Source organism: Minwuia sp. IMCC3060, assembly GCF_029909435.1.
In the GTDB taxonomy this organism is placed as follows: domain Bacteria; phylum Pseudomonadota; class Alphaproteobacteria; order Minwuiales; family Minwuiaceae; genus Minwuia.
Map to the genome: position 1 here is coordinate 1,232,434 of NZ_CP123782.1, position 23,614 is coordinate 1,256,047.

At 64.6% G+C, this 23,614-nt stretch carries 25 protein-coding genes; 19 read left to right on the top strand and 6 right to left on the bottom strand.

Features of this window, described 5'->3' with window-relative positions:
- Positions 1–38: 38 nt before the first annotated feature.
- Positions 39–2,831, bottom strand: coding sequence for a ribonuclease E/G (locus tag QGV54_RS05825; protein ID WP_281020082.1), 2,793 nt, complete (start codon positions 2,829–2,831; stop codon positions 39–41).
- A gap of 615 nt (positions 2,832–3,446) precedes the next feature.
- Here QGV54_RS05825 and QGV54_RS05830 point away from each other — a divergent pair.
- Positions 3,447–4,622 (top strand): N-acetylmuramoyl-L-alanine amidase, encoded by a 1,176-nt coding sequence (locus QGV54_RS05830; RefSeq protein ID WP_281017783.1) that lies wholly within the window; start codon positions 3,447–3,449, stop codon positions 4,620–4,622.
- 139 nt (positions 4,623–4,761) lie between these two features.
- Entirely contained in the window at positions 4,762–7,227 is a 2,466-nt protein-coding gene (locus QGV54_RS05835) for a penicillin-binding protein 1A (RefSeq protein ID WP_281017782.1), read from the top strand.
- 50 nt (positions 7,228–7,277) lie between these two features.
- Here QGV54_RS05835 and dksA read toward each other — a convergent pair whose 3' ends face one another.
- Entirely contained in the window at positions 7,278–7,694 is a 417-nt protein-coding gene (gene dksA / locus QGV54_RS05840; RefSeq protein ID WP_348637628.1) for an RNA polymerase-binding protein DksA, read from the bottom strand.
- Positions 7,695–7,813: 119 nt separating this feature from the next.
- Complete coding sequence (locus QGV54_RS05845) at positions 7,814–8,230, bottom strand: flagellar assembly protein FliX (RefSeq protein WP_281017780.1); 417 nt, start codon at positions 8,228–8,230, stop codon at positions 7,814–7,816.
- A 207-nt stretch (positions 8,231–8,437) separates the two neighbouring features.
- Here QGV54_RS05845 and QGV54_RS05850 point away from each other — a divergent pair, with 207 nt between their 5' ends.
- The 3 genes from QGV54_RS05850 to QGV54_RS05860 are packed head-to-tail and all read left to right on the top strand — an operon-like array spanning position 8,438 to position 10,334.
- A complete protein-coding gene (locus QGV54_RS05850; RefSeq protein ID WP_281017779.1) occupies positions 8,438–9,562 on the top strand; it encodes a flagellar basal body P-ring protein FlgI in 1,125 nt (374 codons plus the stop codon).
- Positions 9,562–9,870: a rod-binding protein gene (locus tag QGV54_RS05855; RefSeq protein WP_281017778.1), complete on the top strand. Its 309-nt coding sequence runs from the start codon at positions 9,562–9,564 to the stop codon at positions 9,868–9,870. The genes QGV54_RS05850 and QGV54_RS05855 overlap by 1 nt, the downstream gene beginning before the upstream one ends.
- Positions 9,870–10,334, top strand: coding sequence for a hypothetical protein (locus QGV54_RS05860; protein ID WP_281017777.1), 465 nt, complete (start codon positions 9,870–9,872; stop codon positions 10,332–10,334). Before QGV54_RS05855 ends, QGV54_RS05860 begins: the two co-directional genes overlap by 1 nt.
- Before the next feature lie 15 nt (positions 10,335–10,349).
- On the opposite strand, the gene QGV54_RS05865 is transcribed toward QGV54_RS05860, so the two are convergent.
- The gene (locus tag QGV54_RS05865; protein WP_281017776.1) at positions 10,350–10,796 is read right to left on the bottom strand and encodes a GNAT family N-acetyltransferase; all 447 of its coding nucleotides are present in this window, start codon (positions 10,794–10,796) and stop codon (positions 10,350–10,352) included.
- Positions 10,797–10,934: 138 nt separating this feature from the next.
- On the opposite strand from QGV54_RS05865, the gene QGV54_RS05870 reads away from it, so the two are divergent.
- The 7 genes from QGV54_RS05870 to QGV54_RS05900 all read left to right on the top strand — a co-directional run bounded on the left by QGV54_RS05870 (position 10,935) and on the right by QGV54_RS05900 (position 15,565).
- Positions 10,935–12,098 (top strand): hypothetical protein, encoded by a 1,164-nt coding sequence (locus QGV54_RS05870; protein WP_281017775.1) that lies wholly within the window; start codon positions 10,935–10,937, stop codon positions 12,096–12,098.
- A 62-nt stretch (positions 12,099–12,160) separates the two neighbouring features.
- Positions 12,161–12,601 (top strand): MarR family transcriptional regulator, encoded by a 441-nt coding sequence (locus tag QGV54_RS05875; RefSeq protein WP_281017774.1) that lies wholly within the window; start codon positions 12,161–12,163, stop codon positions 12,599–12,601.
- A 63-nt stretch (positions 12,602–12,664) separates the two neighbouring features.
- Positions 12,665–13,123, top strand: coding sequence for a hypothetical protein (locus tag QGV54_RS05880; RefSeq protein WP_281017773.1), 459 nt, complete (start codon positions 12,665–12,667; stop codon positions 13,121–13,123).
- 2 nt (positions 13,124–13,125) lie between these two features.
- Complete coding sequence (locus QGV54_RS05885; protein WP_281017772.1) at positions 13,126–13,575, top strand: group III truncated hemoglobin; 450 nt, start codon at positions 13,126–13,128, stop codon at positions 13,573–13,575.
- Positions 13,559–13,846 carry a DUF1971 domain-containing protein gene (locus QGV54_RS05890; protein WP_281017771.1) on the top strand — a complete coding sequence of 96 codons (288 nt, stop codon included), beginning with the start codon at positions 13,559–13,561 and terminating at the stop codon, positions 13,844–13,846. The genes QGV54_RS05885 and QGV54_RS05890 overlap by 17 nt, the downstream gene beginning before the upstream one ends.
- A gap of 43 nt (positions 13,847–13,889) precedes the next feature.
- Positions 13,890–14,519: a DJ-1/PfpI family protein gene (locus tag QGV54_RS05895; RefSeq protein WP_281017770.1), complete on the top strand. Its 630-nt coding sequence runs from the start codon at positions 13,890–13,892 to the stop codon at positions 14,517–14,519.
- Positions 14,516–15,565, top strand: a complete 1,050-nt coding sequence (locus QGV54_RS05900; RefSeq protein WP_281017769.1) for a hypothetical protein — start codon at positions 14,516–14,518, stop codon at positions 15,563–15,565. Before QGV54_RS05895 ends, QGV54_RS05900 begins: the two co-directional genes overlap by 4 nt.
- A 3-nt stretch (positions 15,566–15,568) precedes the next feature.
- On the opposite strand, the gene QGV54_RS05905 is transcribed toward QGV54_RS05900, so the two are convergent.
- Together QGV54_RS05905 and QGV54_RS05910 are read right to left on the bottom strand one after the other, a co-directional pair.
- Positions 15,569–16,813 carry a hypothetical protein gene (locus QGV54_RS05905; protein WP_281017768.1) on the bottom strand — a complete coding sequence of 415 codons (1,245 nt, stop codon included), beginning with the start codon at positions 16,811–16,813 and terminating at the stop codon, positions 15,569–15,571.
- A 94-nt stretch (positions 16,814–16,907) separates the two neighbouring features.
- On the bottom strand, positions 16,908–18,107 hold the full coding sequence (locus QGV54_RS05910) for a mandelate racemase/muconate lactonizing enzyme family protein (RefSeq protein WP_281017767.1): 1,200 nt from the start codon (positions 18,105–18,107) through the stop codon (positions 16,908–16,910).
- Between the two features lie 138 nt (positions 18,108–18,245).
- Between QGV54_RS05910 and QGV54_RS05915 the strand changes: the two genes are divergently transcribed.
- From QGV54_RS05915 to QGV54_RS05945, 7 genes are all read left to right on the top strand, one after another.
- Entirely contained in the window at positions 18,246–19,454 is a 1,209-nt protein-coding gene (locus QGV54_RS05915; RefSeq protein ID WP_281017766.1) for an alpha/beta hydrolase, read from the top strand.
- 127 nt (positions 19,455–19,581) lie between these two features.
- Positions 19,582–19,995, top strand: coding sequence for an SxtJ family membrane protein (locus QGV54_RS05920; RefSeq protein WP_281017765.1), 414 nt, complete (start codon positions 19,582–19,584; stop codon positions 19,993–19,995).
- Between the two features lie 7 nt (positions 19,996–20,002).
- Complete coding sequence (locus QGV54_RS05925; protein WP_281017764.1) at positions 20,003–20,152, top strand: DUF5989 family protein; 150 nt, start codon at positions 20,003–20,005, stop codon at positions 20,150–20,152.
- A 6-nt stretch (positions 20,153–20,158) separates the two neighbouring features.
- Positions 20,159–21,994 carry a carbamoyltransferase gene (locus QGV54_RS05930; protein WP_281017763.1) on the top strand — a complete coding sequence of 612 codons (1,836 nt, stop codon included), beginning with the start codon at positions 20,159–20,161 and terminating at the stop codon, positions 21,992–21,994.
- A gap of 199 nt (positions 21,995–22,193) precedes the next feature.
- Positions 22,194–22,328 carry a hypothetical protein gene (locus tag QGV54_RS05935; protein WP_281017762.1) on the top strand — a complete coding sequence of 45 codons (135 nt, stop codon included), beginning with the start codon at positions 22,194–22,196 and terminating at the stop codon, positions 22,326–22,328.
- 73 nt (positions 22,329–22,401) lie between these two features.
- The gene (locus QGV54_RS05940) at positions 22,402–22,611 is read left to right on the top strand and encodes a cold-shock protein (protein ID WP_281017761.1); all 210 of its coding nucleotides are present in this window, start codon (positions 22,402–22,404) and stop codon (positions 22,609–22,611) included.
- Positions 22,612–22,845: 234 nt separating this feature from the next.
- Positions 22,846–23,466, top strand: a complete 621-nt coding sequence (locus tag QGV54_RS05945; RefSeq protein WP_281017760.1) for a TetR family transcriptional regulator — start codon at positions 22,846–22,848, stop codon at positions 23,464–23,466.
- The last annotated feature ends 148 nt before the right edge of the window (positions 23,467–23,614 follow it).

A 23,614-nucleotide genomic window follows, 5' to 3' on the forward strand; every position in this document is an offset into this window, starting at 1 on the left:
AGTCGAATGGGCGCGTGAGCGCCCGCTCGCTGTCAGGGTCAGTCGTCGCGGCGCTTGCGTGACCACCAGCCGCGCTTGGCCGGGGCCTTTGGCGCGGCGTCGGCGACCGGCTCCAGTTCGGGTGCCGGTTCTGCCGCCGAAGTGGTCTCCGGCTCTTCCGCAGATGCGGCGACCGGCTCCGGCTCAGCGTCCGATGTCACCTCGGTCTCGACTGCAACCTCGACTTCTGCCTCAGCCTCTGCCGCCGCAGGAGCCTCTACTTCCGTTTCGGTCTCTGTCCCGGCCTCGGCCTCAGCCTCGGGCGCCCGCTCCGGCACGGCATCATCGTCAGCGGGCTGGCCTTCTTCCTCGGCCTGCTCGGCAGAGGCTTCCGGCGCATCGTCATTCGATGCATCGGCGACGTCCCCGGAACCGGACGGTTCGACGGTGTCGTCACTGCCCGCTTCTGCTTCCGCTTCACCGTTGCCGGTCTCATCCGAAGCGTGATCGGGCGATGCCTGGTCGGGCGTCGTGCCGTCAGCAGGCTCGTCGTCGGGGCTGCTCTGTTCGGCAACGATCTCGGCCTGGACCTGGGACGGCGGCACTGCGGCGGCCATCAGGAACGGAGACTGGATACCTTCCTCATTGACCTCGCCATCGCCCAGCGGTGCGACATCGCTGCTGCCGTTCTGCTGATTCGACGACTGGTAGTCGTCCTTCCGGCCACGCCTGCGCCGGCCGCCACGGCGACCGCGACGGCGGCGGTTCTTGCCCTCGCCGTCGTCATCATCGTCGCCACCCGACGCGGCTTCCTCGGACTTGCCGCCATCGGCATCATCACCCTGAGAAGCCTCCTGGCCGCTGCTGTCGCCGTTCGAATCCTGATCGGAGGAGGCACCGCCGCGCCGGCGGCGCCTGCGACGGCTGCGCGGGCGGCCACCATCGTCATCCGACCCCCGCTGCTCGGCCTCGTCTTCGTCATCGTCGCTGTGGGCGTTGGTCTGATCCGCCGCATCCTCATCATCTTCGTGCTCGATCGCCGGAGCAGTGGTCTCCCGCTGCGGGCGCTCGATCTCCTCACTGATCTCGGAGGCGGCGATGCGCTCGATCCGGTGATCCGGGGACACCAGTTCCATGTCTGCGGCGATCTCCACGGCGAAGCCGTAGCGTTCCTCGATCTCAGCCAGGGCACGGCGCTTGTGGTTCACGATGTAGATCGCGACCTCCGCCGGCATGTGGATGCGGATACCGGCTGAACGCTCGCGGATGCCCTCTTCCTCGATGGAGCGCAGCAGGTGCAGCGCCGTCGAATCGATGGAACGGACGACGCCGAGGCCATGGCAATGGCTGCAGGGCATCATGTTGACGTCCTGCACGCCGGGGCGCAGGCGCTGGCGCGACATTTCCAGCAGCCCGAAGTGGCTGATCCGCCCGATCTGGATGCGGGCACGGTCCACGCGCAGGCAGTCCTTCAGCTTGCGCTCGACTGCCCGGTTGTTGCGGGACTCGTCCATGTCGATGAAGTCGATGACCACCAGACCGGCCAGATCGCGCAGCCGCAACTGGCGCGCGACCTCCTCTGCGGCCTCCAGATTGGTCTTGGTCGCCGTTTCCTCGATGGACCGGCCCTTGGTGGACTTGCCCGAGTTCACGTCGATGGCGACCAGCGCCTCCGCCGAGTTGATGACGATATAGCCGCCGGACGGCAGGGTGACCTCATTGCCGTACATGCTGTCGAGCTGCTGTTCCACCTGGTAGCGGTGGAACAGGGGAATGCGGTCGCGATAGGGCTGAACCTTCTTCGCGTGCGACGGCATGATCCGCTTCATGAAGTCCTTGGCGACGCGGTAACCGTCCTCGCCTTCCACCAGGACCTCGTCGATGTCCTTGGAATAGAAGTCGCGGATCGCGCGGGTGATCAGCGATGCTTCCTCATAGACCAGGGTCGGCGCGGTGGACCGCAGGGTCAGGTCGCGGATGTCGTCCCAGAGGCGCAGCAGGAACTCGAAGTCGCGCTTGATCTCGGACTTGGTGCGCTTGGCCCCGGCGGTGCGGACGATGACGCCCGTGCCCTCCGGCACGTCCAGTTCCTTCACGGCGGATTTCAGCTTCTTGCGGTCGGCGACATTGGCGATCTTGCGGCTGATGCCGCCGCCCCGTGCCGTGTTCGGCATCAGCACGCAGTAACGACCGGCGAGCGACAGGTAGGTGGTCAGGGCCGCGCCCTTGTTGCCTCGTTCTTCCTTGACCGCCTGCACCAGCAGGATCTGGCGACGCTTGATGACTTCCTGGATCTTGTAGGGACGGCTGTGCTGTGACGGACGGCGCGGCGCGATGTCCTCCTCCAGCTCATCACCACCAACGTCCTCGACGCCCAGATCCGAGTCCTCGTCGGAGGTCGGGCCGCTGCCACGCCGACGGTTGCGGCCACGACCGCGTCCACGCCGGTTGCGGCCATTGCCGGACGAACGGCTCTCGTCGTCACCGTCCTCGGAGGACTGATCGTCCTCGCCTTCACCCTCTTCCTCGATCTCGGCCTCTTCAGCCTCCGCCACACGGGCGACCTCGCGCTGCTGCTCGGCGATCAGTGCCTCGCGATCCGCGACGGGGATCTGGTAGTAGTCGGGGTGGATTTCGTTGAAGGCCAGGAAGCCGTGGCGGTTGCCGCCGAATTCGACGAAGGCCGCCTGCAGCGAAGGTTCCACACGGGTGACCTTGGCCAGATAGATGTTGCCCTTCAGGGGTTTGCGGCTGTCGACCTCGAAATCAAATTCATCAAGGCGATTGCCCTTCACGATCACAACCCGGGTTTCCTCCGGATGTGCCGCATCGACCAGCATACGAGTGGCCATTAGCCATATCTCCGGGATGGCAGCGGTACCGGCGAGTCAGTGGTACTGGGCCATCCATATGTTATGTCAGGATCTGCAAGGTCGGGCCCAGACATCGAACGGCGCCGAAAAAGGTTAAACCCCTTCGGCTCGCCATGATGCGGTCCGTCAGTCCCTGCCGTCGCCACCCAACGGGTGCGCAGACAAATCCCGAGTTTCAATAATCTCTCCAGATGCCCTGGGCGGCGGTCATCATTTTGGTGACCGGATGGGCTGGGACGATCTGGTCACCGGGTCCCATGTCACCCCCTGACCGTCCTGTCGTCCGGGCGGTCGATTGAACAAGGGAGTGGCCAGAGATACTGACCCGGATTACCTTTCGTCGGAGCTCATCCCTACCGCGCCGCAGGGCCGGTCGGAACCGGACAACACGGCGGCACTGGAAACTCGCATGGCGACACTAGCAAATTGCAGCATGTTGCAGCAAGCATTGTGCACTACCTTACGGAAAGAACCTGGTCGGTGCGCCGCAACCCCTGACGCAAGGCTCCTTTGCCACTGATGAAGATGGGACGAAAGGTGAGCGGAAGCGGCCTTCGGAGGCACTTTCCCGGGTACGCAGGCTTCTGGCCTGTCATGTTGCTGCCGGTGCTGTTCGTGCTGCTTTGCGCGCCGCTGTCCGCAGCATACGCCACCGCCATCACCGCGATTCGCACCGGGGAGAATGCTGCAACCACACGCGTGGTCCTGGATCTGAGTGCAAAGCCGGAGTGGAATCTGTTCCTGCTGGAGGATCCGTTCCGGATTGTTGTCGACCTTGCCGACACGGACTGGGCGCTGGAGGGGCGCCCCGATCCGCCCCGTGGCCTGATCCGCGACCTGCGCTTCGGTCAGTTCCGGGCCAATACGGGCCGGCTGGTGATGGATGCGGACCAGCCAGTGGTTGCACACAGGGTCTTTGCCCTGCCGCCGCAGGCCGGGCAGCAGTGGCGGCTGGTCATCGACCTGCGGGCTGCCGACGGGGCGGCCTTTGCCGCCGCGAAGCAGGAGAGTGCGGCCGCCAAGCCGGTGGCGGAAAAACAGGACGTGGCCTTCTGGCCCAGCGGGGTGCCGCCGCTGCCGCCACGGCGACCCGGCGCCGGTCGTGTGGTCGTCATCGATCCGGGGCATGGTGGCGTTGATCCGGGCGCGATCGGCGCAGGGGGCACGCGGGAGAAGGATATTGTCCTGAGTCTGGGCCTGGCGCTGCGGGATGCCCTGCGCGCCCGAGGCAACTACCGGGTCGTGATGACACGCGACGGGGACAGGTTCGTGCGCCTGGGTGACCGTGTGCGGATTGCACGCCGGGCGAACGCGGACCTGTTCGTTTCGCTGCACGCCGATGCCGCCGCTGGTCGGACGGCACGCGGGGCAGGGGTCTACACGCTTTCCGAGAAATCCTCCGACCGGGAGGCAGCGGCGCTGGCGCGACGAGAGAACCGTTCAGACATCATTGCCGGTGTGGACCTGAGTGACGAGGCGGACGATGTGACCTCGATCCTGATCGACCTGGCCCAGCGCGAGACCATGAATCAGTCCGCGACCCTGGCCCAGACCGTCGTCGTCGAACTGGGGCAACGCATCACAATGCGTTCCAATCCGCACCGTTTCGCCGGGTTCAGGGTGCTGAAGGCACCGGACGTGCCCTCGGTGCTGGTGGAGGTCGGATTCCTGACCAACCGTCAGGAAGAGGCGCAACTGAAATCGTCCCGCACCCGCCAGCGGATCGCCGATGGTCTGGCAGACGCCATCGACGCCTATTTCAGGCGCTAGATCGCCTGATGTTTCACCGGCTGTTCCCATCAGGGATCCGGCCACGGTCCGATTGCCTTCGCAGGGCCATGATTCTGGCCTAGTGTTTGCTGTATCAACCGGATGAAACATCAATCGGGTACCGGACCAAGCTGAGTTCATGCGTATTGTTTGGAAGATCTTTCTCTGGCTGACAGCGCTCGGCGTACTTGGTGCGCTGGCGGTGACCGGCTTCGTTGCCTATGCCTTCTGGCACTTCGGTCGGGAATTGCCGGAGCATGAGAAGCTGGCCGAATATTCGCCCGCTGTCGTCACCCGGGTGCATGCCGGTGACGGTCAGCTGCTGGCTGAATATGCACGCGAACGCAGGCTGTTCGTGCCGATCCAGTCGACGCCGCGCCGCGTCATCAATGCCTTTCTGGCGGCAGAGGACGGTGATTTCTACAATCACATCGGCGTTGATTTTCGCGCCGTGGCCCGGGCCATCGTGCAGAACCTACGCAATCTCGGTACCGGACGCCGTCCCGTCGGTGCCTCCACGATCACGCAGCAGGTGGCCAAGAACTTCCTGCTGACGAACGAGGTCTCCTACGAGCGCAAGATCAAGGAAGCGATCCTGGCGATGCGGATCGAGAAGGCGTTCGACAAGAACCACATTCTGGAACTCTATCTGAACGAGATCTACCTGGGGCAGGGGTCCTATGGCGTTGCCTCTGCGGCGCTGACCTACTTCGACAAGCCGCTGAACGAGCTGACGGTGGCGGAGGCCGCCTTCCTGGCCGCATTGCCCAAGGCCCCCAGCAACTACGACCCCTATCGCCATCACAAGCGCGCCGTTGCCCGTCGGGACTGGGTCATCGGGCGCATGGTGGTGCAGGACATGATCTCCGAAGAGACGGCGCGGGAGGCCCTGGCCGAACCGCTGGAGGCCCGCCGTGGCCGCGACGTGAACTTCGTCAAGGCCGACTGGTTCGCGGAGGAGGTGCGCAGGGAACTGGCCGACCGCTTTGGCGAGGACGGTCTGTATGACGGCGGCCTGTCGGTCCAGACCACCATGGACCCGCGGCTGCAGGAGATCGCCCGTGATGCCCTGCGGGAGGGGTTGATCCTCTATGACCGCCGCCATGGCTATCGTGGCCCGCTGACACAGCTGGAAGCGATGGACAACTGGCCGACCCGGCTGGCGGCTGTCAGTCCCCCTGCGGGGATGCCCGAGGACTGGCAACTTGCCGTCGTGCTGGCGGTCGACCGTGACGGGGCCGAGCTGGGTCTGATCGACAAGACCCGCGTGGACCTGCCGCTTGAACGTCTGAAATGGGCCCGCAAGCCCCTGCGCAACGGCCTGGTCGGCGCCTCGCCGGAGGCCGCAAGCGATGTGCTCGCCGTCCGCGATGTGGTGCTGATCGGGCCGGACACGGAAGATCCGGACAAGCCGCAGATGCGCCAGATGCCGCGCATCGACGGTGGTGTCGTCGCGCTCGACCCGCACACGGGGCGGGTGCTGGCGCTGGTCGGTGGCTTCGCCTATGAGCGCAGCCAGTTCAACCGCGCGACACAGGCCGCGCGCCAGCCCGGTTCCGCCTTCAAGCCCTTCGTCTATGCGGCGGCGCTGGAGCATGGGTTCACCCCGGCATCGCTGGTGCTCGATGCGCCCTTCGTCATCGATCAGGGCGGCGGGCAGGGCAAGTGGAAGCCGTCGAACTATTCCAACCGGTTCTACGGGCCGAGCACATTGCGCCTCGGCATCGAGAAATCGCGCAACCTGATGACCGTCCGGCTGGCGCAGAAGGTCGGGATGGACGTGGTCAGTGACTATTCGGAACGGTTCCGCATCTACGATGACCTGCCCCGGACCCTGGCGAACGCGCTGGGTTCCAGTGAGGTCACGCTGCTGAAGCTCACTGCAGCCTACGGGATGCTGGTCAATGGGGGACGCGGTATCCGGCCCACGATCATCGACCGGGTACAGGATCGCACCGGCCGGACGATCTTCCGGCACGAGACCCGGGACTGCCATACCTGCCTGGTGCGTGAGTGGCAGCACCAGCCCGAGCCCCTGCTGCCCGACGAGAGGCCGCGCGTCGTCGGGGCGGAGACCGCCTATCAGATGGTGTCGATGCTGGAAGGCGTCGTGCGCCGCGGGACCGGCGCCCGCATCGCGCAGGTCGGCAAGCCACTGGCCGGCAAGACCGGCACCTCGAACGAGAGCAGGGATGCCTGGTTCATCGGTTTCTCGCCCGATCTTGCCGTCGGTGTCTTCACGGGCTTCGACAATCCGGAGCCTCTGGGCCGACAGGAAACCGGCTCAAGCGTCGCCGCGCCGATCTTCCAGACGATCATGGCGGAGGCACTGGCCGATCAGCCGGGGCTGCCCTTCCGGGTACCCGAGAATGTCCGCCTGATCCGCATCAATGCGCGGACAGGCGAACCGGCCCGCGTTGGCGATGAACAGATCATCTGGGAAGCCTTCGCGCCGGGAATGGAGCCCAATCCGCGCAACGCGCCTGCGCTGACCGGCGCAACGATCCAGCCCGAAACGGCGACCGACAACATCACGGACGACACGGCGTTGCCGATTCCGGAACGGCGGGCCGTCGGTTCGAAAGCGACCGACGGGGTGTACTGAACGGTCCTGCCCGACTGGCTGCAAGGCTCAGCACGGGCAGACCGGGTCACCTATTCGTCGCGGTAGGACTTCTCGCGACGTTCGTGACGCTCCTGCGCCTCAAGCGACAGGGTGGCGATGGGCCGGGCCTCCAGCCGTTTCAGGCTGATGGGTTCGCCGGTGTCGTCACAATAGCCGTAGGTATCATTCTCGATCCGCAGCAGTGCCGCGTCGATCTTCGAGATCAACTTGCGCTGCCGGTCACGGGTTCTGAGCTCCAGCGACCGGTCGGATTCGGTTGATGCCCGGTCGTTCAGATCGGAGACGGGCTGTGTCTCCGACTGCAGCGTCCGGATTGTTTCCTGAGAGTCCTTCAGGATGTCTTCCCGCCAGCGAAGGAGCTTCTTGCGGAAGTACTCCTTCTGAACCGGATTCATGAACGGTTCCTGCGGGCTCGGTCGGTAATTGTCGGGTATCTGGATCCCCATGTCCGTCCTCAACTGCTGAACTGGCCGAAGCGGGCGCAATATAGGGGGCAGTGACATTCGGCCACAAGCCCCTTTTCATATGTCAGTCAGATGACAGGGATTTCGGGCAACAAGCTGATCTAGCGGCGCAATTTCGCGAGCTCGACGGCAACGCGCAAATCGATCGCGTCCAGCATTTCTGCGGCCTGGGGGTCATTCTCCTGCTCGCGATGGCTGGCGAGCTGTTCGGACAGGCGGTTCAGCACGCCCGATGACAGACGCCCCTCCAGCAGTCCGAGACGCAGCTCGTCCAGCCGATCCAGCATGTCGCCGGCGCGATTCGCATTGTGCTGACGCCGCCGATCAGGGGCGTCGTCGACCTGTGCCATGACCACGGCCCCGGGCGCGGTGGCGCCGGACAGGCCGGTCATGGCCGCCGTCTCCGAACTGCCACCGGCAGTCTGCGGTACCTGAAAGGTTTCCGTGCCTGTCGATCCCCGACGCGGTGCGCGCGCGACCGATGAGGGGCCTGCGGGGCTCTTGCGCTCGATCTTCATGGCTTGGTCCTGATCCGGTTCATGCACTGCACTCTGCGCGCTCAGGGTAAACAAAGTCTTGCGACCGGTAATTGCTGCCCACCTGACCCGGCAGATTTGGCCTGCAGGCACGGTCTTCCCAGTCCAAGTCACTGAAAACAAACACATCGGAACTGGCATGATGCTCGCTTTCAGGGACCCACCTGCAGAATGTGAGGAATGAAACAGATGCCCCTTCGACACACGATCCTGCGCCTGCTGATCCTGGTGATCGCCGCAAGTGTCCTGATGGTTCCGGCCAATGCCGCCAATGTGCGGCTGAAGGATGTCGTGGAGTTCGAGGGGATTCGCGACAACCCGCTGGTCGGCTACGGCCTTGTCGTCGGTCTGCAGGGCACGGGCGACACCCTGGGCAACTCTCCGTTCACGCAGCAGAGCCTGGAGGCCATGCTGGAACGGCTGGGCGTCAATACCCGGGACCAGAACATCAATACGGAGAATGTCGCGGCGGTCATGGTCACTGCCGACCTGCCCGCCTTCGCCCGCCAGGGCTCCCGCATCGATGTCGTGGTCAACTCGCTGGGTGATGCGGAAAGCCTGCTCGGTGGCACGCTGCTGGTGACGCCGCTGCTCGGTGCGGACGGCGAAGTCTATGCGGTCTCCCAGGGGCCGATCGTGGTGGGCGGCTTCACGGCGACGGGCAACGCCCAGACCATCACCAAGAACATCCCCACCGTCGGGCGCATCTCCAGCGGCGGCATCGTGGAGCGCGAGACCGGTTTCGAACTGGTGCAGATGAAGCAGATGCGTCTCAGCCTGCGGAACCCCGACCTGACGACCGCACTGCGCATCGAGAAGGCGATCAACGCCCAGCTTGGCCGGACCCAGGCGAAGGCCATCGACCCGACGACCATTGTTCTGGGCATCCGTCAGGAGCAGCGCGCCAACATGGTTGGCCTGCTGGCGGAGATCGAACAGGTGCGCATCGAGACCGATACCACTGCCAAGATCGTCATCGACGAGAAGGCCGGGGTGATCGTCATGGGCAAGGATGTGCGTGTCGATGAAGTGGCCATCGCCCAGGGCAACCTGACCGTCTCCGTGACCGAGGCGCCGCAGGTCAGCCAGCCGAACGCCTTCTCCACCCAGGGCGAGACGGAGACCGTGGACCGTACCTCCATCACCATCGACGAAGGCGAGGACTCCAAGCTGACCGTGCTGAACCCGGGCGTCAGCCTGCAGGAACTGGTGGATGGGCTGAATGCGCTGGGCATTGGCCCGCGCGACATGATCTCCATCCTGCAGACCATCAAGACCGCAGGCGCCCTGCAGGCCGAAATCGAGGTGATGTGATGGATCCGATCAGTAGTATCCAGCCGACGACAGGCCCGAAGCTTCAGACACATGGCGAGATGCAGGCCCACCGGCAGGCGCAGGCGCGCGAGACCGCCGAGACGTTCGAGGCCATGTTCCTCTCCACCATGCTTTCCAGCATGAAGATGGGTATCGATCCGGACAGCGTCATGGGCGGTGGCCACGGCGAAGCAGCCTACCAATCCATGGTCGCCGAACAGTACGGCAAGGCCATGACGGAGATGGGCGGCATCGGCATCGCAGACGCCATCTACAAGGAAATCCTGAAAGCGCAGGAGGCAGGATGATGCAGGAACGCAAGCGACTGAAGGACCCCCGGCTCTCCGCCCTGTTCAATACGGCATCGGAACTGATCGAACTGATCGACAGGGAGAACGGGTTCCTGGACGCCCGGCATCCCGAACGCCTGTCGGAGACCGAAGCCCGCAAGGAAGGTCTGGTGAGTGACTATCGCATCAAGGTGACGGCGCTGAAGCAGGCGCGGGCCGCGGGCGAACAGCTCTCGCCCCAGGACAGGGAGGCGCTGCAGGATGTCGGCAAGCGCCTCGAGAGGTCGATGGCCGGGCATGCGCGGCGTGTCGTGCGGCTGAAGTCGATCACGGAGGGACTGGTGCAGTCGATCTCCGAACAGGCCAACCGGGGCCAGAAACAGGTGGACGGCTATGGCGCGAGCGGGCGCGGTGCCACCGTCACCATGGCGCGCAATGCCTACCAGCGCCCGACCGCGCTGAGCGTGAACCGCACCATCTGAGGCGACGCCAGCCGGTCACTCGATCAGGGTGATGCGGTACCGCACATTGTCGTCGGCCGGCAGATAGCTGTCATAGAGCCTTCGTGCCCGGTGGTTGTCGGCGTTGGTATGCCAGTAGAAGCGTGACCAGCCGCGTTCGCGCGCGAGGTCGAGGCAGCCGTCGAGCAGCTTTCTCCCCAGACCGCCGCCACGCTGCCCATCCTCGACATAGAGATCTTCCAGATAGCAGATCGGGCTGCGGGTCCAGGTGCCCTCATGCGGGACCAGCATGGCGAATCCGCGAACGGTTTCATCCTGTGTGATGACGAGGGCCGTCAGAGGCGAATCCGGGTCGAACAGGCGCGACCAGGTGTGATCCGTGATCGCCGGATCCAGTTCCGTTTCATAGAACGCCAGATAACCCGCCCAGAGCGCGCGCCAGGCAGTCTCGTCCTCTCGTCTTATGGCCCGAACCTCTGACATGGGACTGCCCTCCACCTTCCGGAAAAAGGGGACGGTAGTGCGCCGGTTTCGGGCTGGCAAAGATTTCTGCCGTCGCATGCTTGAATAAATTCCAAGGAATGTTATTTACATTCCCAGGAATTCAAATGGAGCAGCATCATGGCGACCAGACGACAGTTCATCCGCATCTTCGGTATCGGCGGTGCGGTGGCGGCCCTTGGGGCAGGCGGTATCACCTGGGCCGGCAGCCGTGGTGGCATGCCGGATTCGGCCATTGCCCCCTGGCAGGGACCGACGGAGGCCCTGACCGATCCGCGCCTGCGTGCGGCGGCGACGGCCATGCTGGCCCCGAACCCGCACAACATGCAGTCCTGGTCGATCCGCCTGCATGGCGATGACCGGCTGAGCCTGCATGTGGACCTGGACCGCCTGCTGCCGGACACGGACCCGTACGGGCGGCAGATCCTGATCGGGCAGGGGACGTTTCTGGAACTGTTCCGCATGGCGGCGGCGGCGGAAGGCTGGCGGGCGGACATGAACCTGCTGCCGAACGGCGCATTCCCGCAGGATCGGCTGGATGACCGGCCGGTGGCTGACATCCGCCTGATCCGCGATTCCGCCCTGCGACCGGATCCCCTGTTCGCGCATCATCGTGCGCGCCGCAGCGTCAAGGAAACCTTCGATACCACGCGTCCGGTCGAAGACAGCAAGCTTGCTGTCGTTGCGGCGGAAGCCGGCGACGGGTTCCGGTTCCGGACCACCGGCGATCCGGCCCGGCGACAGGTGCTGCGTGACCTCACCCAGCAGGCGCTTGTGACCGAGATCGAGACCCCCCGGACCCTGAAGGAGAGTGTTGACCGGATGCGGATCGGCCCGGCGGAGGTTGCCGCGAACCCCGATGGCATCGACCTGCTCGGCCCCATGATGTGGTGGGGCACCCGGCTCGGCTTCGTCTCGAAGGAAGATATCCTGACCCCCGGCACCCAGTCGTTTCAGGTCGGACTGGACATGGCCCGTGACCAGGCCCAGTCAGCGATGGCCTTCGGCTGGCTGGTGACACCCGACAACTCGCGGCAGTCCCAGCTGGTTGCGGGAATGCGGTATCTGTGGCTCAACCTGGCGGCCACGGCAGCCGGGGTCGCGATGCATCCGATGAGCCAGTTGCTTCAGGAATATCCGGAGATGACGGACCTGCAACGCGACTTCTACCGCACGGTCGGCGTCGAGGCCCCGCAGCACGTGCAGATGCTGGTCCGCTTCGGCCACGCCGAGCGTCCCGGTCCGAGTCCCCGTCGGCCGGTTCATGCTATCGTTGCCGCATGAGTGATTCCGGCCCGGACAGTCTGACTGAACGTGAGCGGCTCCTTTGGGGGCTGCTCACGTCAGTGGGCATCTGCGCCCAGTTGCTCGGCACCCGCGCGACGGAGGCGCTGGGGGAGGATCTGCCCCCGCCACAGTTCACCATGCTGAACCATTTCGTCGGTGTGCCGCCGCCCGTGAAAACCGTCGGACAGATGGCGCAGGCCTTCCAGGCGCCGCAGCCGGGGATCACCAAGACGGCGCAGAAGCTGATCGCGAAGGGGTTCCTTGCGGCGGAGGACGATCCGGAGGATGGCCGCCGCAAACTGCTGTCGGTCACGGATGCGGGCAGGGCGGCACACATGGCGGCGCTGGTCCGGCTGCGCCCGGACACCCACCTGATCTTCGGCGACTGGAGCGATGACGATCTGGAAGAGCTGAAGGCGCCCCTGTTCCGCCTGAAGCACTGGCTGGACAACAACCGCCACACGAAGGCCCCGGGCCAGCCGGATGCCGCAAAGAAGTGATCGGCAGCGACCTTGCCTCAACCGGCCCCGCCACCAGATGATGAGGCAGTACAGGAGGTGCTGATGCAACGCACGCTGATGACATTCCTCGCACTGCTGGGTGCCCTGGCGCTGGCCACCGGAGCGGCTTCGGCGAAACCGCTGGAGAAGGCGACGGCCTTTCCGCTTGCAATCCATCTGGATTACCGCAGCCATGCCCTGAACATCAACGCGATGCGGCTCGACTGCCGCGTCTTTGCCGCCAATGGCGACCAGGTCGGTCGCGGCACGGCGGAGTGGCGCTTTGATCCGGCGTACCTCTATCGCCGGAACGCGGTGGATGCGGTCATGCCGGTGACGCTCTATCGCGGCACCGAGCCGGATGCCCAGCACAGTTGCAGTTGCACGGCGCGTTTCGACGCCCGCAGCATCTTCTACCGCTCCGGCAGGGACGATTTCGGACAGCGCCCCTGGATGTTCGCCCGCTCCCACCGCTTTGCACCACAGAGCTGCAAGCCCGGCGAACTGCCGGAGGCGCTCTAGGAATGGCTGCCCGCTCACGACTTGACCCCGGACCCGTGCCTGACCCGATCCAGGCGATGGGGATCGACGATGACTATGTCTCCCTGCTGGTGGACACATTCTACGCGCGGGTGCGGCAGAACCCGGAGATCGGGCCGATCTTCGAGAATGCGATTGGCGACAACTGGGACCACCACCTGGCCAAGCTGAAGGATTTCTGGGCCTCCGTCGCCTGGGGCGCGGGGCGCTATTTCGGGCAGCCGGTGCCCGCCCATGCCAGGCACCCGGAGATCGAGGCACGGCACTTCGACGTCTGGCTCGGCCTGTTCCGCGAGACACTGGATGACACCGCGCCCACCCCTGAAGCCGTCGAGCACTTCATGGTAAGGGCCAACCGCATCGCGAAGAGCCTGAAGCTGGTGCTGTTCGGCGTGCCCGGATTCGGCGGCCCCCTGCATGACCATTCTGCCTGAAGGTCTGCGCAAGCATGGGGAGACCCGGGTCTTCGACGAGACTTCGGTTCCGGCGAAGCTGCTCGGCCTGCACGACACCAAACCGGGCGTCTGGGGACGGCTGGTGGTGGAGCAGGGGGCGCTGGATTACATCATCCCCGGCCCCCCTGAGCACGTCGAACGGATCAGCGCCGGAGAATTCGGCGTGATCGAACCGACGGTGCCGCACCGGGTCGGGCTTTGCGGTCCCGTGCGGTTCCGTGTCGAGTTTCTTTCCATGCCTCAGGACTGATCTGCGACTATCCTGTCTGCACACACTTGGGGAGGTGGTGACGATGGCTGAGGGCGACGGACGACGTTTCGGTTTCCTGATGTTCGACAGGTACGAGGAACTGGACCTGATCGGACCCTGGGAAATGGCCACCATGTGGCGCGACTATGCGGGCGGTCCATCCTGCCTGACGGTCAGCCAGAACGGCGGCCCGGTGACCTGCGCCAAGGGCCTTGCCACGGCTGCGGAACATTCCTTCGCCAACTGCCCGCCGCTGGATTACCTGCTTGTGCCCGGCGGCTTCTCGGCCTTCGACGAGATGAAGAACCAGGTGCTGGTGGACTGGGTGCGGGCGCAGGCGCAGACCTGCCAGCACGTTCTGTCCGTCTGTACCGGGGCCTTCATCCTGCAGGCCGCCGGTCTGCTGTCCGGGCGACAGGCAACGACCCACTGGAAGGGCATGGATGGATTGCGGGACCTCGGGGTGGATGTGGTGACGCAGCGCTGGGTGCGCGACGGCACCATCTGGACATCGGCGGGTGTCTCGGCCGGCATGGACCTCACCCTGGGCTTCATCGCCGAGATCGACGGGGAGGCGGCGGCGGGTTCCGTCCAGCACAATGCCGAATATTATCCTGACGGTCGCATCTATGGTGACAATGCCAGCAATTCGGGACTGGAGAACGCGGTATGAGCCGGCTTTCGCGCGATGAACTGAGGGGCAAGGCCCAGACGGTGCTTGGCCTGATCGACCCGGCCGAGCTTGGCCCGACCCTGATGCATGAGCATCTGCTGTGGGACATTCGCACTCCGACGATGAAGTCCGACCCGGATCAGGGGCCGGAGATCAGCCTGTGCAACTGCTGGCAGATCAACTACGGCAACAAGAAAGCCCCCGGCAACTACGTCTTCTTCGACCGGGAAGTGGCAACGACGGAAGTCCGGGCCATGCGCCAGGCAGGCGGGCGCAGCATCGTGGAACTGACGGTTGGCGGTCTGAAACCGGAACCGGAGGGGCTGGTCGGCATCGCGCAGGATACCGACACCCATATCGTCATGGGCTGCGGCCACTATGTCGACGAGTATCAGGATCCGGCGAACCGGGACCGCAGCATCGATGATTTCGCCGCGGAGATGGTCGATCAGGTCACGCTGGGTGCCTGGGGCACGGATATCCGCGCCGGGATCATCGGGGAAATCGGCTGCCAGTCACCCTGGACGGAGCTGGAGAAGCGGGTGATGCAGGGCGCGCTGATCGCCCAGGGTGAGACCGGCGCGGCGCTGAACGTGCATCCCGGACGCGACCCGGACCAGCCGCAGGAGGTCGCGGAGTTCGTTGCCGCGCGTGGTGGTGACATGAGCCGCCTGATCATCAGCCATATCGACCGCACAATCTTCGATGACGAGCGGCTGTTCCGGCTGGCCGACACAGGCTGCATCATCGAACTGGACCTGTTCGGGCAGGAACAGTCCTACTACAACCTCAATCCGAGGATCGACCTGCCCAACGATGCGGAACGGCTGCGCTGGATGCGGCGGCTGATCGACCGGGGGCACCTGGATCAGATCGTGATCTCCCACGACATCTGCTACCGCACCCGCCTCAGCCAGTTCGGCGGTCACGGCTATGGCCACATCTTCCAGAACGTGGTCCCGATCATGCGCCGTCGCGGCTTCTCGGAGGCCGAGATCGACCGCATCATCGTCGAGACGCCGAGGCGCCTGCTGACCTTCGTCTGAGGGCTATTTCAGGCAGCCGAGTTCGTCGTAGCGGGGCTTCAGTGTCTCGAAGCTGCTCGGCGTCCAGTTGGCGGCGTCATCCTCCAGCGTTTCGCGCTGGTTCGCATCCAGACGGCTGCGCAGCACGCCGAGGGTATTGAGGATATAGCGCTCCGAGGTGTAGCTGGCGCTCTCGCCGAAGGTCTCCAGCGCCACACGGGACCAGAAGTAGGCGGTGTCCGTGTCGCCGCCCCCCTCCGCATAGCGGTAGAGCGTGCGCAACTGGGCCATGGCATTGCCCTGCAGCGCCGCCAGCTCGTCGCAGCGCGCGCCGGGGTCGTCAGCGCGACCGGTGCTGTAAAGGCGGCGGGCCTTCAGCGCTATGGCATGGCCATAGCCGGCATTGGCGGCGCGGGTGAGCCAGGCCTCAGCCACCCTGGAGTCCGGTGTGCCGAGGACATATTGCGCCGGCACGAAGCCGCCTTCCGCAGCCCGTTCCAGCTTGCCGTTGATCAGCCTGGACATCTGCTGGCGATCCCCTTCGGGGCGGCCATAGTCGGCCTGGATCAGCAGGGCCCAGGGGGCTCCGGCCTCGGCATGGGGGATCACCAGCCGTTCAGCCAGCTTGTATTCCCCACGCTCGATAGCCGTCAGGATCGGCATGGCGCTGCCCCTGGCCGCTTCGGGGATGTAGGGGAGCAGATCGTCGGCCACCGGGTGTGCCGGCCCGACAGGGGTGACGGAGACCCAGAACCGGTTCAGCGGCACGCCCTCGAACACGAACATGGTCGCGCCGACGCGCCGCTCGATCCGGTAGGCCCCGAAGCGCGGCCGCATCCAGCTCTCCAGGCCCAGTTCCCCGGCCCAGCGTTTCACCGCTTCGCGCGCCGAGACCTCCCGCGCGTGATCCAGCCCGGCAAGTTGCGGCTCCAGCAGCGCGGCGATGTCGGCAAAGGCGTAGAGGCCGGGATCGGCGGACGGCAGCAGCGGAATCTCCATGCGCAGCCCGGCCAGCGCGCCGTCGCGGCTGAACAGCACGGCGCCGACGGTCTCCCCGTTCTCCGGCCCGATCTGGACCCGGAGGGTTGTCGGGTCCCAGGGCACCTGCGCCTCGCGGATGCGCGCGCCCTCGAAGACCGGCAGGGTCATCAGATGCTTGATCACCGCATCCGCGTTCCTGTCGAAGGTGCGGGCCTGATAGGCCTGGGCGGTGCCAGCCAGAAACAGCAGGGCGAGGGCAGGCAGCAACAGGCTGCGAAACAGGGTCACGTGCTATTCTCCCGACCGGTACATGGGTGAAATCGAGTCTGCCATGGCTGGATGCCCGGCGCTGGCGCAACGGTCACATTCCCGGGGGCAGGGGTCAGAGCGCGGATGTCTGCACGTTGGCGTCGGGACGCGCGAAGGTGCCGGGTTTCAGTCGGGTGCCGAGGCCGGGGCCGGAGGGCGGATGCACGATGCCATTGCGCACTTCGGGCAGGTTCTCCGCGATCTCGTTGTACCAGCCCGTGTAGAAGGCGCGGACGAACTCCTGAATCAGCGCGTTCGGCTGTGACAGCACAAGATGCACGGAGGCCGCGAACTGCAGCGGCCCGGTGCAGTCGTGCGGCGCGATGGGCAGACCGGCGGCGTCTGCCAGCGCCGCGATCCGCCGCGCCTCCGTCAGTCCGCCACACCAGCCGAGGTCGGGCATGACGACGGAGATGTCGCCGGTGGCAATCAGACGCGACCAGTCGCGCAGGCCCCCGACGGTCTCGGAGGCCGTGATCATGGAACTGGTGGCACGGCGCACCGCTGCGTAGCCGGACAGGTTGTCGGCGCGGACGGGATCCTCAATCCAGTAGGGGCGATAGGGTTCCAGGGCCTGCGCGATGCGTGCGGCGGTCGGTGGGCTGAACAGGCCGTGCAGTTCGCACATGATGTCGATCCGGTCGCCCACGGCCGCGCGGATCTTGCGGAACGGATCGATGGCGCGATCCAGTTCGGCAGTATTGATGTCGTACCCGCCCGTGCGCTCGGCGGCAAAGTCGAAGGGCCAGATCTTCATGCCGGTGATCCCCTCCGACAGCAGGCTCTCGGCCAGGGCACCGGCGTTGTGCAGAAAGCCTTCCAGGTCCTCGTACGGTCCCTCCGCATCGCCGCCGATGCCCCAGTTGCCGGTCTCCTGCCGCGGTGTGCTGCGGACATAGCGATAGCCGGCGCAGGTGTTGTAGACGCGGATGCAGGGACGGCTGAGGCCGCCGAGCAACTGGTGGATCGGCAGTCCGCCGGCCCGTCCGGCAAGGTCGTGCAGCGCCAGATCAATGGCGGAGCGGCCGCGGGTCTCCGCCCCCGATCCGGAGTAGCCGACATAGGGCTGCAGCGCCTGGAACAGGCCGTTGATCTGGCGCGGGTCGCGCCCGAGCAGCACTTCTGCGGCTGTCTCATGAACATAGGCAGCGGCAGCGCGGGCACCATAGAATATCTCGCCGACGCCTTCCGTGCCGTCATCCGCTGTCAGGCGGACCCAGAGCAGATTGGGAAATTCATCCAGGATCAGGGTGTCGACGCGTTCGATCTTCATGGCTGCAACCTGCTTTCAAGTCTCCGGAGCGTGGCGGTTATCACAATGGTAACCGGGATGTGCGGCAATGTGTGACGTCCGTGCGTTGCAGGTATGAAGTGACCTTCCGATCTTGTGATGCAGGAGAGGAGACAGACCATGGCACTTGCGCGGTTCACGATCTGCCCGGAGACGACCGAAGACAATCCGGATGATTGGGCGATCTTCGTGCCAGAGGATGATGGTGCCCTTGTGCGTCAGCCCTATGACCGTGAAAGCCGCACCGGAGAACTGATCCGTCTCGATGGTCCGCTGTTCTCGGGCGGCGGCGACTTCGCCGACCACCTGCGTGCCATCGTGCCGCCAAGCGGGCCGATCACGATCATGATGCATGGTTTCCAGTACGCCCCCGAGGCACCGCCCAGCGCACCGGCGCGCAAGGCCGCGAATCCCCACAGCCAGGTCTTTCACTTCGAGGAGCCGGATGTCGTTCCCGGCGGTCCGCAGGAAGTGCTGAGCCACGCCACACCCTGGCCGAAGCGGCTGGGCTTTGACGATGACGACGGGCAGAGCGGACTGGCCATAGCCTTCGCCTGGTCCAGTCATCCGGCCTATCGCAGCGGCACCTGGCGTGACTGGCTCTCCAGCGTTTCATGGCGCAAGCGCGGCGCCACGACCTATTACGCCCGCGCTTACCGCCGCGCGCCTGTGGCCGGTATCGCCCTGGCGGCTCTGATTGCGCGGATCGGGGAGGTCGCGCCGGGGCGCCCGATCCGTCTCTTCGCGCACAGCCTGGGCAGTCTGGTCGCGATCACTGCCCTGCGAATCCTGGCCAGTCGCCGCCACCCGGCGTTGCGCAATGTTGACCGGGTGGTCCTGCTTTCCGGTGCATCGCACTGCGGCCATGCCCGATTGGCGCTGCAGGAAATCCTGCATGCCGGCGTCGGCCAGCCGCGCATCTACAATCTGATGACCAGCCGGGACGCGGTGCTGGAGTTCTGGGGGCGGCGCTTCGCGTCATTCGTCTCGCGGGAGGAACTGGGATTGCCGCGCGGCTGGGCACGCTTCAGCCGGATGCTGAACGGCGGCAGCGTGATCGGCCGTCACGGCAAGCCGTCGTTCATCCGCTATCGCCGCTGGCTGGACATCCAGGTCGACAGTCCCGCGATCATGCGGGCGTTCGACCTGCGACCGGCTCCGCACAAGGTTGATCACTGGACCCTGTTCACCAATCCGAGCTTTGCCACGTTTGCAGGCATGCTGTTGCGACAGGAGAATCCGTTGCGGCATTTCGATCTCGTCTTCCGTCACGGGCTGGACCACAGCGAACACAGACAGGGGGCTGCGACGGTTGCGCGGCGCGCCTGAACGTCGTTGCCGTTCGTAGGTTGATTGGTCGCACGCCGTTAGTGGTTGATGCTCCCGCTCAGCCGTGGCATTCACACCGCTCAGCCGCACACGGTCTGGCCCCTGTATCATCGGGAATCACGGCTTCATGTCCGAAACGCACGGAAACGTTGAGATCAAGGGCAGTTCCGACCGCGGTTTCGGACTGGTCTTCACTGCGGTCTTCGTCATCGTCGGACTCCTGCCGCTGCTCGGTGACGGGCAGATCAGGATCTGGGCGCTCATCGTTGCCGCGCTCATCCTGGCAATCTCCTTCATCCGTCCGACCCTGCTGGCGCCGCTGAACCTGATCTGGTTCAAGTTCGGCATGCTGCTCGGCAAGGTCATGACGCCCATCGTCATGGGACTGCTCTACTTCGTGACGATCACGCCGATCGGCCTGATCATGCGCGCCGTGGGCAAGGACCCGTTGCGGACGAAGCTGGAGCCTGAGGCCGAGACCTATTGGCAGAAGCGCGACACCGAGAGCAACCCGCTTAGTTCCATGCGCGATCAGTATTGAGGGCGATATGTCGTTTCTGCAGGAATTCTGGAAGTTTCTGAGGGTCCGGAAGAAGTTCTGGCTGCTGCCGATCATGCTGATGATGGCACTGTTCGGCGGTATCGTGGTCCTGACCCAGGGCTCCGCCGTCGCTCCGTTCATCTACACGCTTTTCTGATCGCCGATGCGTATCCTCGGCATCTCCGCTTTCTATCACGACAGTGCGGCCGTCCTGATCGAGGACGGGCAGATCATCGCAGGCGCGCAGGAGGAACGGTTCACCCGGCGCAAGCATGACGCCCGCTTCCCCCGCCACGCCATAGACTATTGCCTGGCGATTGCCGGGTGCGGGCTGGATGATGTGGAATATGTCGCATTCTACGACAAGCCGTTCCTGAAGTTCGAGCGGCTGCTGGAGACCTATGTCGCCTCCGCGCCGCGGGGCTTCAAATCCTTCAGTGTCGCAATGCCGGTCTGGCTGCGGGAAAAGCTGTTCCTGAAGGACCTGCTCTACAAGCAGCTTCGCGAGATCTCGGACAACTTCGAGGACCGGTCGAAGATCCTGTTCGCGGAACATCACTTCAGCCATGCTGCCAGTGCCTTCTATCCGTCTCCGTTCGAGGAGGCGGTGGTTCTGACCCTGGACGGTGTCGGCGAGTGGGCGACAACCACGGTTGCCATCGGGCGTGGCAAGGATCTGACGATCGAGCGGGAAATCCATTTCCCCCACTCCATCGGCCTGCTCTATTCCGCCTTCACCTACTACACCGGCTTCAAGGTCAATTCCGGCGAGTACAAGGTCATGGGCCTGGCTCCTTACGGGGAACCGCGCTTCAAGGACCTGATCATGGACAAGCTGATCGATGTGAAGGACGACGGTTCCTTCCGCATGGATCAGCGGTATTTCAACTATGCCACCGGCCTGACCATGACCAACAGGCGCTTCGCCGACCTGTTCGGAGAGCCGGTCCGCAAGCCGGATGCGGAGCCGCTGACCCAGTTCCACATGGATGTCGCCGCCTCTGTCCAGGCCGTGACGGAAGAGGTGGTGCTGCGCCTGACACGGTCCCTGGCTGCCGAGTTCGGTATCGAGAACCTCTGCATGGCCGGTGGGGTTGCCCTGAACTGTGTCGCCAACGGCAAGATCCTGCGCGACGGCGCCTTCCGGAACGTCTGGGTACAACCGGCTGCCGGAGACGCAGGCGGTGCCATCGGCGCTTCTCTGGCCGCCTGGCACCAGGAACTGAAACAGGAGCGGGTGGTGCACCCCGGCGATGCCATGCGCGGTTCCTACGTGGGCCCCGAATATTCGACGGCGGAGATCGAGGCTGCGCTGGACGAAGCGGGCGCGGTCTACGAGACGCTGACCCATTCCGACATGATTGACACCACCGCCCGTGCCCTGGCGGAAGGGCAGGCAGTCGGCTGGTTCCAGGGGCGTATGGAGTTCGGCCCCAGGGCGCTTGGCAATCGCTCGATCCTCGGTGATCCGCGCTCACCCGACATGCAGAAGACCCTGAATCTGAAGGTGAAATATCGGGAAAGCTTCAGACCCTTCGCACCATCGGTGCTTCGGGAGGATGTTTCGGACTGGTTCGAGATCGATTCCGACAGTCCCTACATGCTGATGGTTGCCGATGTGGCAGAGAACCGCCGCCGCCAGATGACGGATGAGGAGCAGGCCCTGTTCGGTATCGAGAAGCTGAATGTCGTCCGGTCCGAGATCCCTGCGGTCACGCATGTCGACTATTCGGCCCGCATCCAGACCGTGAAGGCTGACGTGAATCCCGAGTATCACGCCCTGATCAGCCGCTTCAAGGGACTGACGGGCTGTCCCATCGTCGTCAACACGAGCTTCAATGTGCGCGGTGAGCCCATTGTCTGCACGCCTGGCGATGCCTTCCGCTGTTTCATGGGGACGGAGCTGGATGTCCTGGTCTGCGGAGACACGGTACTGCGCAAGGACCGCCAGCCCGCCCACCTGAAACAGACATATGAGGACAAGTACGAACTCGATTGATCCGGCCTGTCGGGAGATCGCGCGAGGCGTGTTAACCGAATTCGCTTGCTATTGGTCCCGGAAAATGTTCGTTGTCAGTCATCGCATGGGATTCATGTGACGATCCGGGTGGCCGATCAAGATGCGCCACCGCCAATACAATAGCTGTCATCCCCCGCCTTCAGGCTTGGTCGTGACCGCGACCGATGGAAGACGCTAGTTGAAAAACGACACCTTTGAAGGCCTTGCCGGGCCGGACCTCGCGACAAAGACCGCTGAGAGCAAAGACAGGCAGACAGTCCAACACAACGTGAATTTCGCGCAGACCGCCGTCGTGGCAGGTCGCGATTTCTGACCGTTCAATCGCGTCAGCGGAATTCCCACGAGTCACCCATACCAACCAACACCATGCAGAAGGAACAAGCATCATGGCTACAGGTACAGTGAAATGGTTCAACGGCACCAAGGGTTACGGCTTCATCGCACCCGATGAGGGCGGAAACGACGTGTTCGTTCACATCAGCGCCGTCGAGCGTGCAGGCATGAATGGCCTGAACGAAGGCGACAAGATCAGCTACGAGATCGAAGTCGACCGCAACCGCGGCAAGTCTTCCGCAGTGAACCTGCAGGCCGAGTAATCATCTGTCGTGCTGCGCCCACTTCGGTGAGCGCGGCACGCATGTGATGACCTATGGTCACGAAGAAGCGTCAGCCTGCATGTCAGGCTGGCGCTTTTTTCGTTGTTGCCTGTACGATGGGACCCGCCGTTCACCGGCACCCTGGTCCGGAGAGGGATCAGCAGCATCAGCAATGGGGCCGGAATGGTGGTGGAACGTCCTGCGCAGAATGTGACCGGCAAACCTGTAAAACGCGTGCGGCGCAATCCCGGGGAAACCCGTCGCCGCATTCTGGATGCCGCGACCGCCGAATTCTCCGCTGTCGGTTTCGAGGGTGGGCGGATCGAGAGCATCGCGCGCCGCGCCCGCGCCAATGCGCGCATGATCTATCACTATTTCGGCGACAAGGCCGGGCTCTATGTCGCCGTTCTGGAGCAGGCCCTGGGTGACCTTCGGGAAGCGGAGCTTCAGCTTGCGGTCGACAGCTTCGGCCCGCGGGAGGCGCTTCTGCGGTTGTTCGATTTCATCTCCGGGCATTTTGACCGCCACCCGGAACTGGTGAAGCTGCTGTCCGGTGAGAACCTGCTTGAGGCCGTGCATCTGCGCCGGTCGGAGGCGACGCCGGTGATCTCGTCGCCCCTGCTGGGGCTCGTGACGCAACTGGTGCATCGCGGCGCGTCCGACAGCAGCCTGCGGCGCGGCATGGACCCGCTGCACCTCTATGTCACCATGGTCGCGCTCAGCTATTTCCATCTCTCCAACGCGGCCACGCTGTCGGTGATCTTCACGCTGGATCTGCGGGATGAGGCCTGGCGCGAGAACCATCGGGCCATGGCCCGCCAGATGCTGGATGCCTATCTGGCACCTGTTGCCTAATTCGCGTGCAGCCGGTCCGGCCCTGTCTGAAATTCGGGCACGATACCGCCCCCGACAGCACGCGCCGTCAGGATTTGACGCTCAAGCAATTGAATTCAAATGAGAAAGGGGAAGGGGCGGATCTGGCACGTTTCCTGAATTATTTGTA

What these genes read in the sequence shown, in the direction of transcription:
- QGV54_RS05890 (WP_281017771.1), top strand. Translation starts at nt 13,559, where the DNA reads ATGACCATTCTGCCTGAAGGTCTGCGCAAGCATGGGGAGACCCGGGTC.
- QGV54_RS05865 (WP_281017776.1), bottom strand. Translation starts at nt 10,796, where the DNA reads ATGTCAGAGGTTCGGGCCATAAGACGAGAGGACGAGACTGCCTGGCGC.
- QGV54_RS05900 (WP_281017769.1), top strand. Translation starts at nt 14,516, where the DNA reads ATGAGCCGGCTTTCGCGCGATGAACTGAGGGGCAAGGCCCAGACGGTG.
- QGV54_RS05870 (WP_281017775.1), top strand. Translation starts at nt 10,935, where the DNA reads ATGGCGACCAGACGACAGTTCATCCGCATCTTCGGTATCGGCGGTGCG.
- QGV54_RS05880 (WP_281017773.1), top strand. Translation starts at nt 12,665, where the DNA reads ATGCAACGCACGCTGATGACATTCCTCGCACTGCTGGGTGCCCTGGCG.
- QGV54_RS05895 (WP_281017770.1), top strand. Translation starts at nt 13,890, where the DNA reads ATGGCTGAGGGCGACGGACGACGTTTCGGTTTCCTGATGTTCGACAGG.
- QGV54_RS05855 (WP_281017778.1), top strand. Translation starts at nt 9,562, where the DNA reads ATGGATCCGATCAGTAGTATCCAGCCGACGACAGGCCCGAAGCTTCAG.
- QGV54_RS05850 (WP_281017779.1), top strand. Translation starts at nt 8,438, where the DNA reads ATGCCCCTTCGACACACGATCCTGCGCCTGCTGATCCTGGTGATCGCC.
- QGV54_RS05835 (WP_281017782.1), top strand. Translation starts at nt 4,762, where the DNA reads ATGCGTATTGTTTGGAAGATCTTTCTCTGGCTGACAGCGCTCGGCGTA.
- QGV54_RS05825 (WP_281020082.1), bottom strand. Translation starts at nt 2,831, where the DNA reads ATGGCCACTCGTATGCTGGTCGATGCGGCACATCCGGAGGAAACCCGG.
- QGV54_RS05940 (WP_281017761.1), top strand. Translation starts at nt 22,402, where the DNA reads ATGGCTACAGGTACAGTGAAATGGTTCAACGGCACCAAGGGTTACGGC.
- QGV54_RS05925 (WP_281017764.1), top strand. Translation starts at nt 20,003, where the DNA reads ATGTCGTTTCTGCAGGAATTCTGGAAGTTTCTGAGGGTCCGGAAGAAG.
- QGV54_RS05830 (WP_281017783.1), top strand. Translation starts at nt 3,447, where the DNA reads ATGTTGCTGCCGGTGCTGTTCGTGCTGCTTTGCGCGCCGCTGTCCGCA.
- QGV54_RS05860 (WP_281017777.1), top strand. Translation starts at nt 9,870, where the DNA reads ATGCAGGAACGCAAGCGACTGAAGGACCCCCGGCTCTCCGCCCTGTTC.
- QGV54_RS05885 (WP_281017772.1), top strand. Translation starts at nt 13,126, where the DNA reads ATGGCTGCCCGCTCACGACTTGACCCCGGACCCGTGCCTGACCCGATC.
- QGV54_RS05920 (WP_281017765.1), top strand. Translation starts at nt 19,582, where the DNA reads ATGTCCGAAACGCACGGAAACGTTGAGATCAAGGGCAGTTCCGACCGC.
- QGV54_RS05930 (WP_281017763.1), top strand. Translation starts at nt 20,159, where the DNA reads ATGCGTATCCTCGGCATCTCCGCTTTCTATCACGACAGTGCGGCCGTC.
- dksA (WP_348637628.1), bottom strand. Translation starts at nt 7,694, where the DNA reads ATGGGGATCCAGATACCCGACAATTACCGACCGAGCCCGCAGGAACCG.
- QGV54_RS05845 (WP_281017780.1), bottom strand. Translation starts at nt 8,230, where the DNA reads ATGAAGATCGAGCGCAAGAGCCCCGCAGGCCCCTCATCGGTCGCGCGC.
- QGV54_RS05915 (WP_281017766.1), top strand. Translation starts at nt 18,246, where the DNA reads ATGGCACTTGCGCGGTTCACGATCTGCCCGGAGACGACCGAAGACAAT.
- QGV54_RS05910 (WP_281017767.1), bottom strand. Translation starts at nt 18,107, where the DNA reads ATGAAGATCGAACGCGTCGACACCCTGATCCTGGATGAATTTCCCAAT.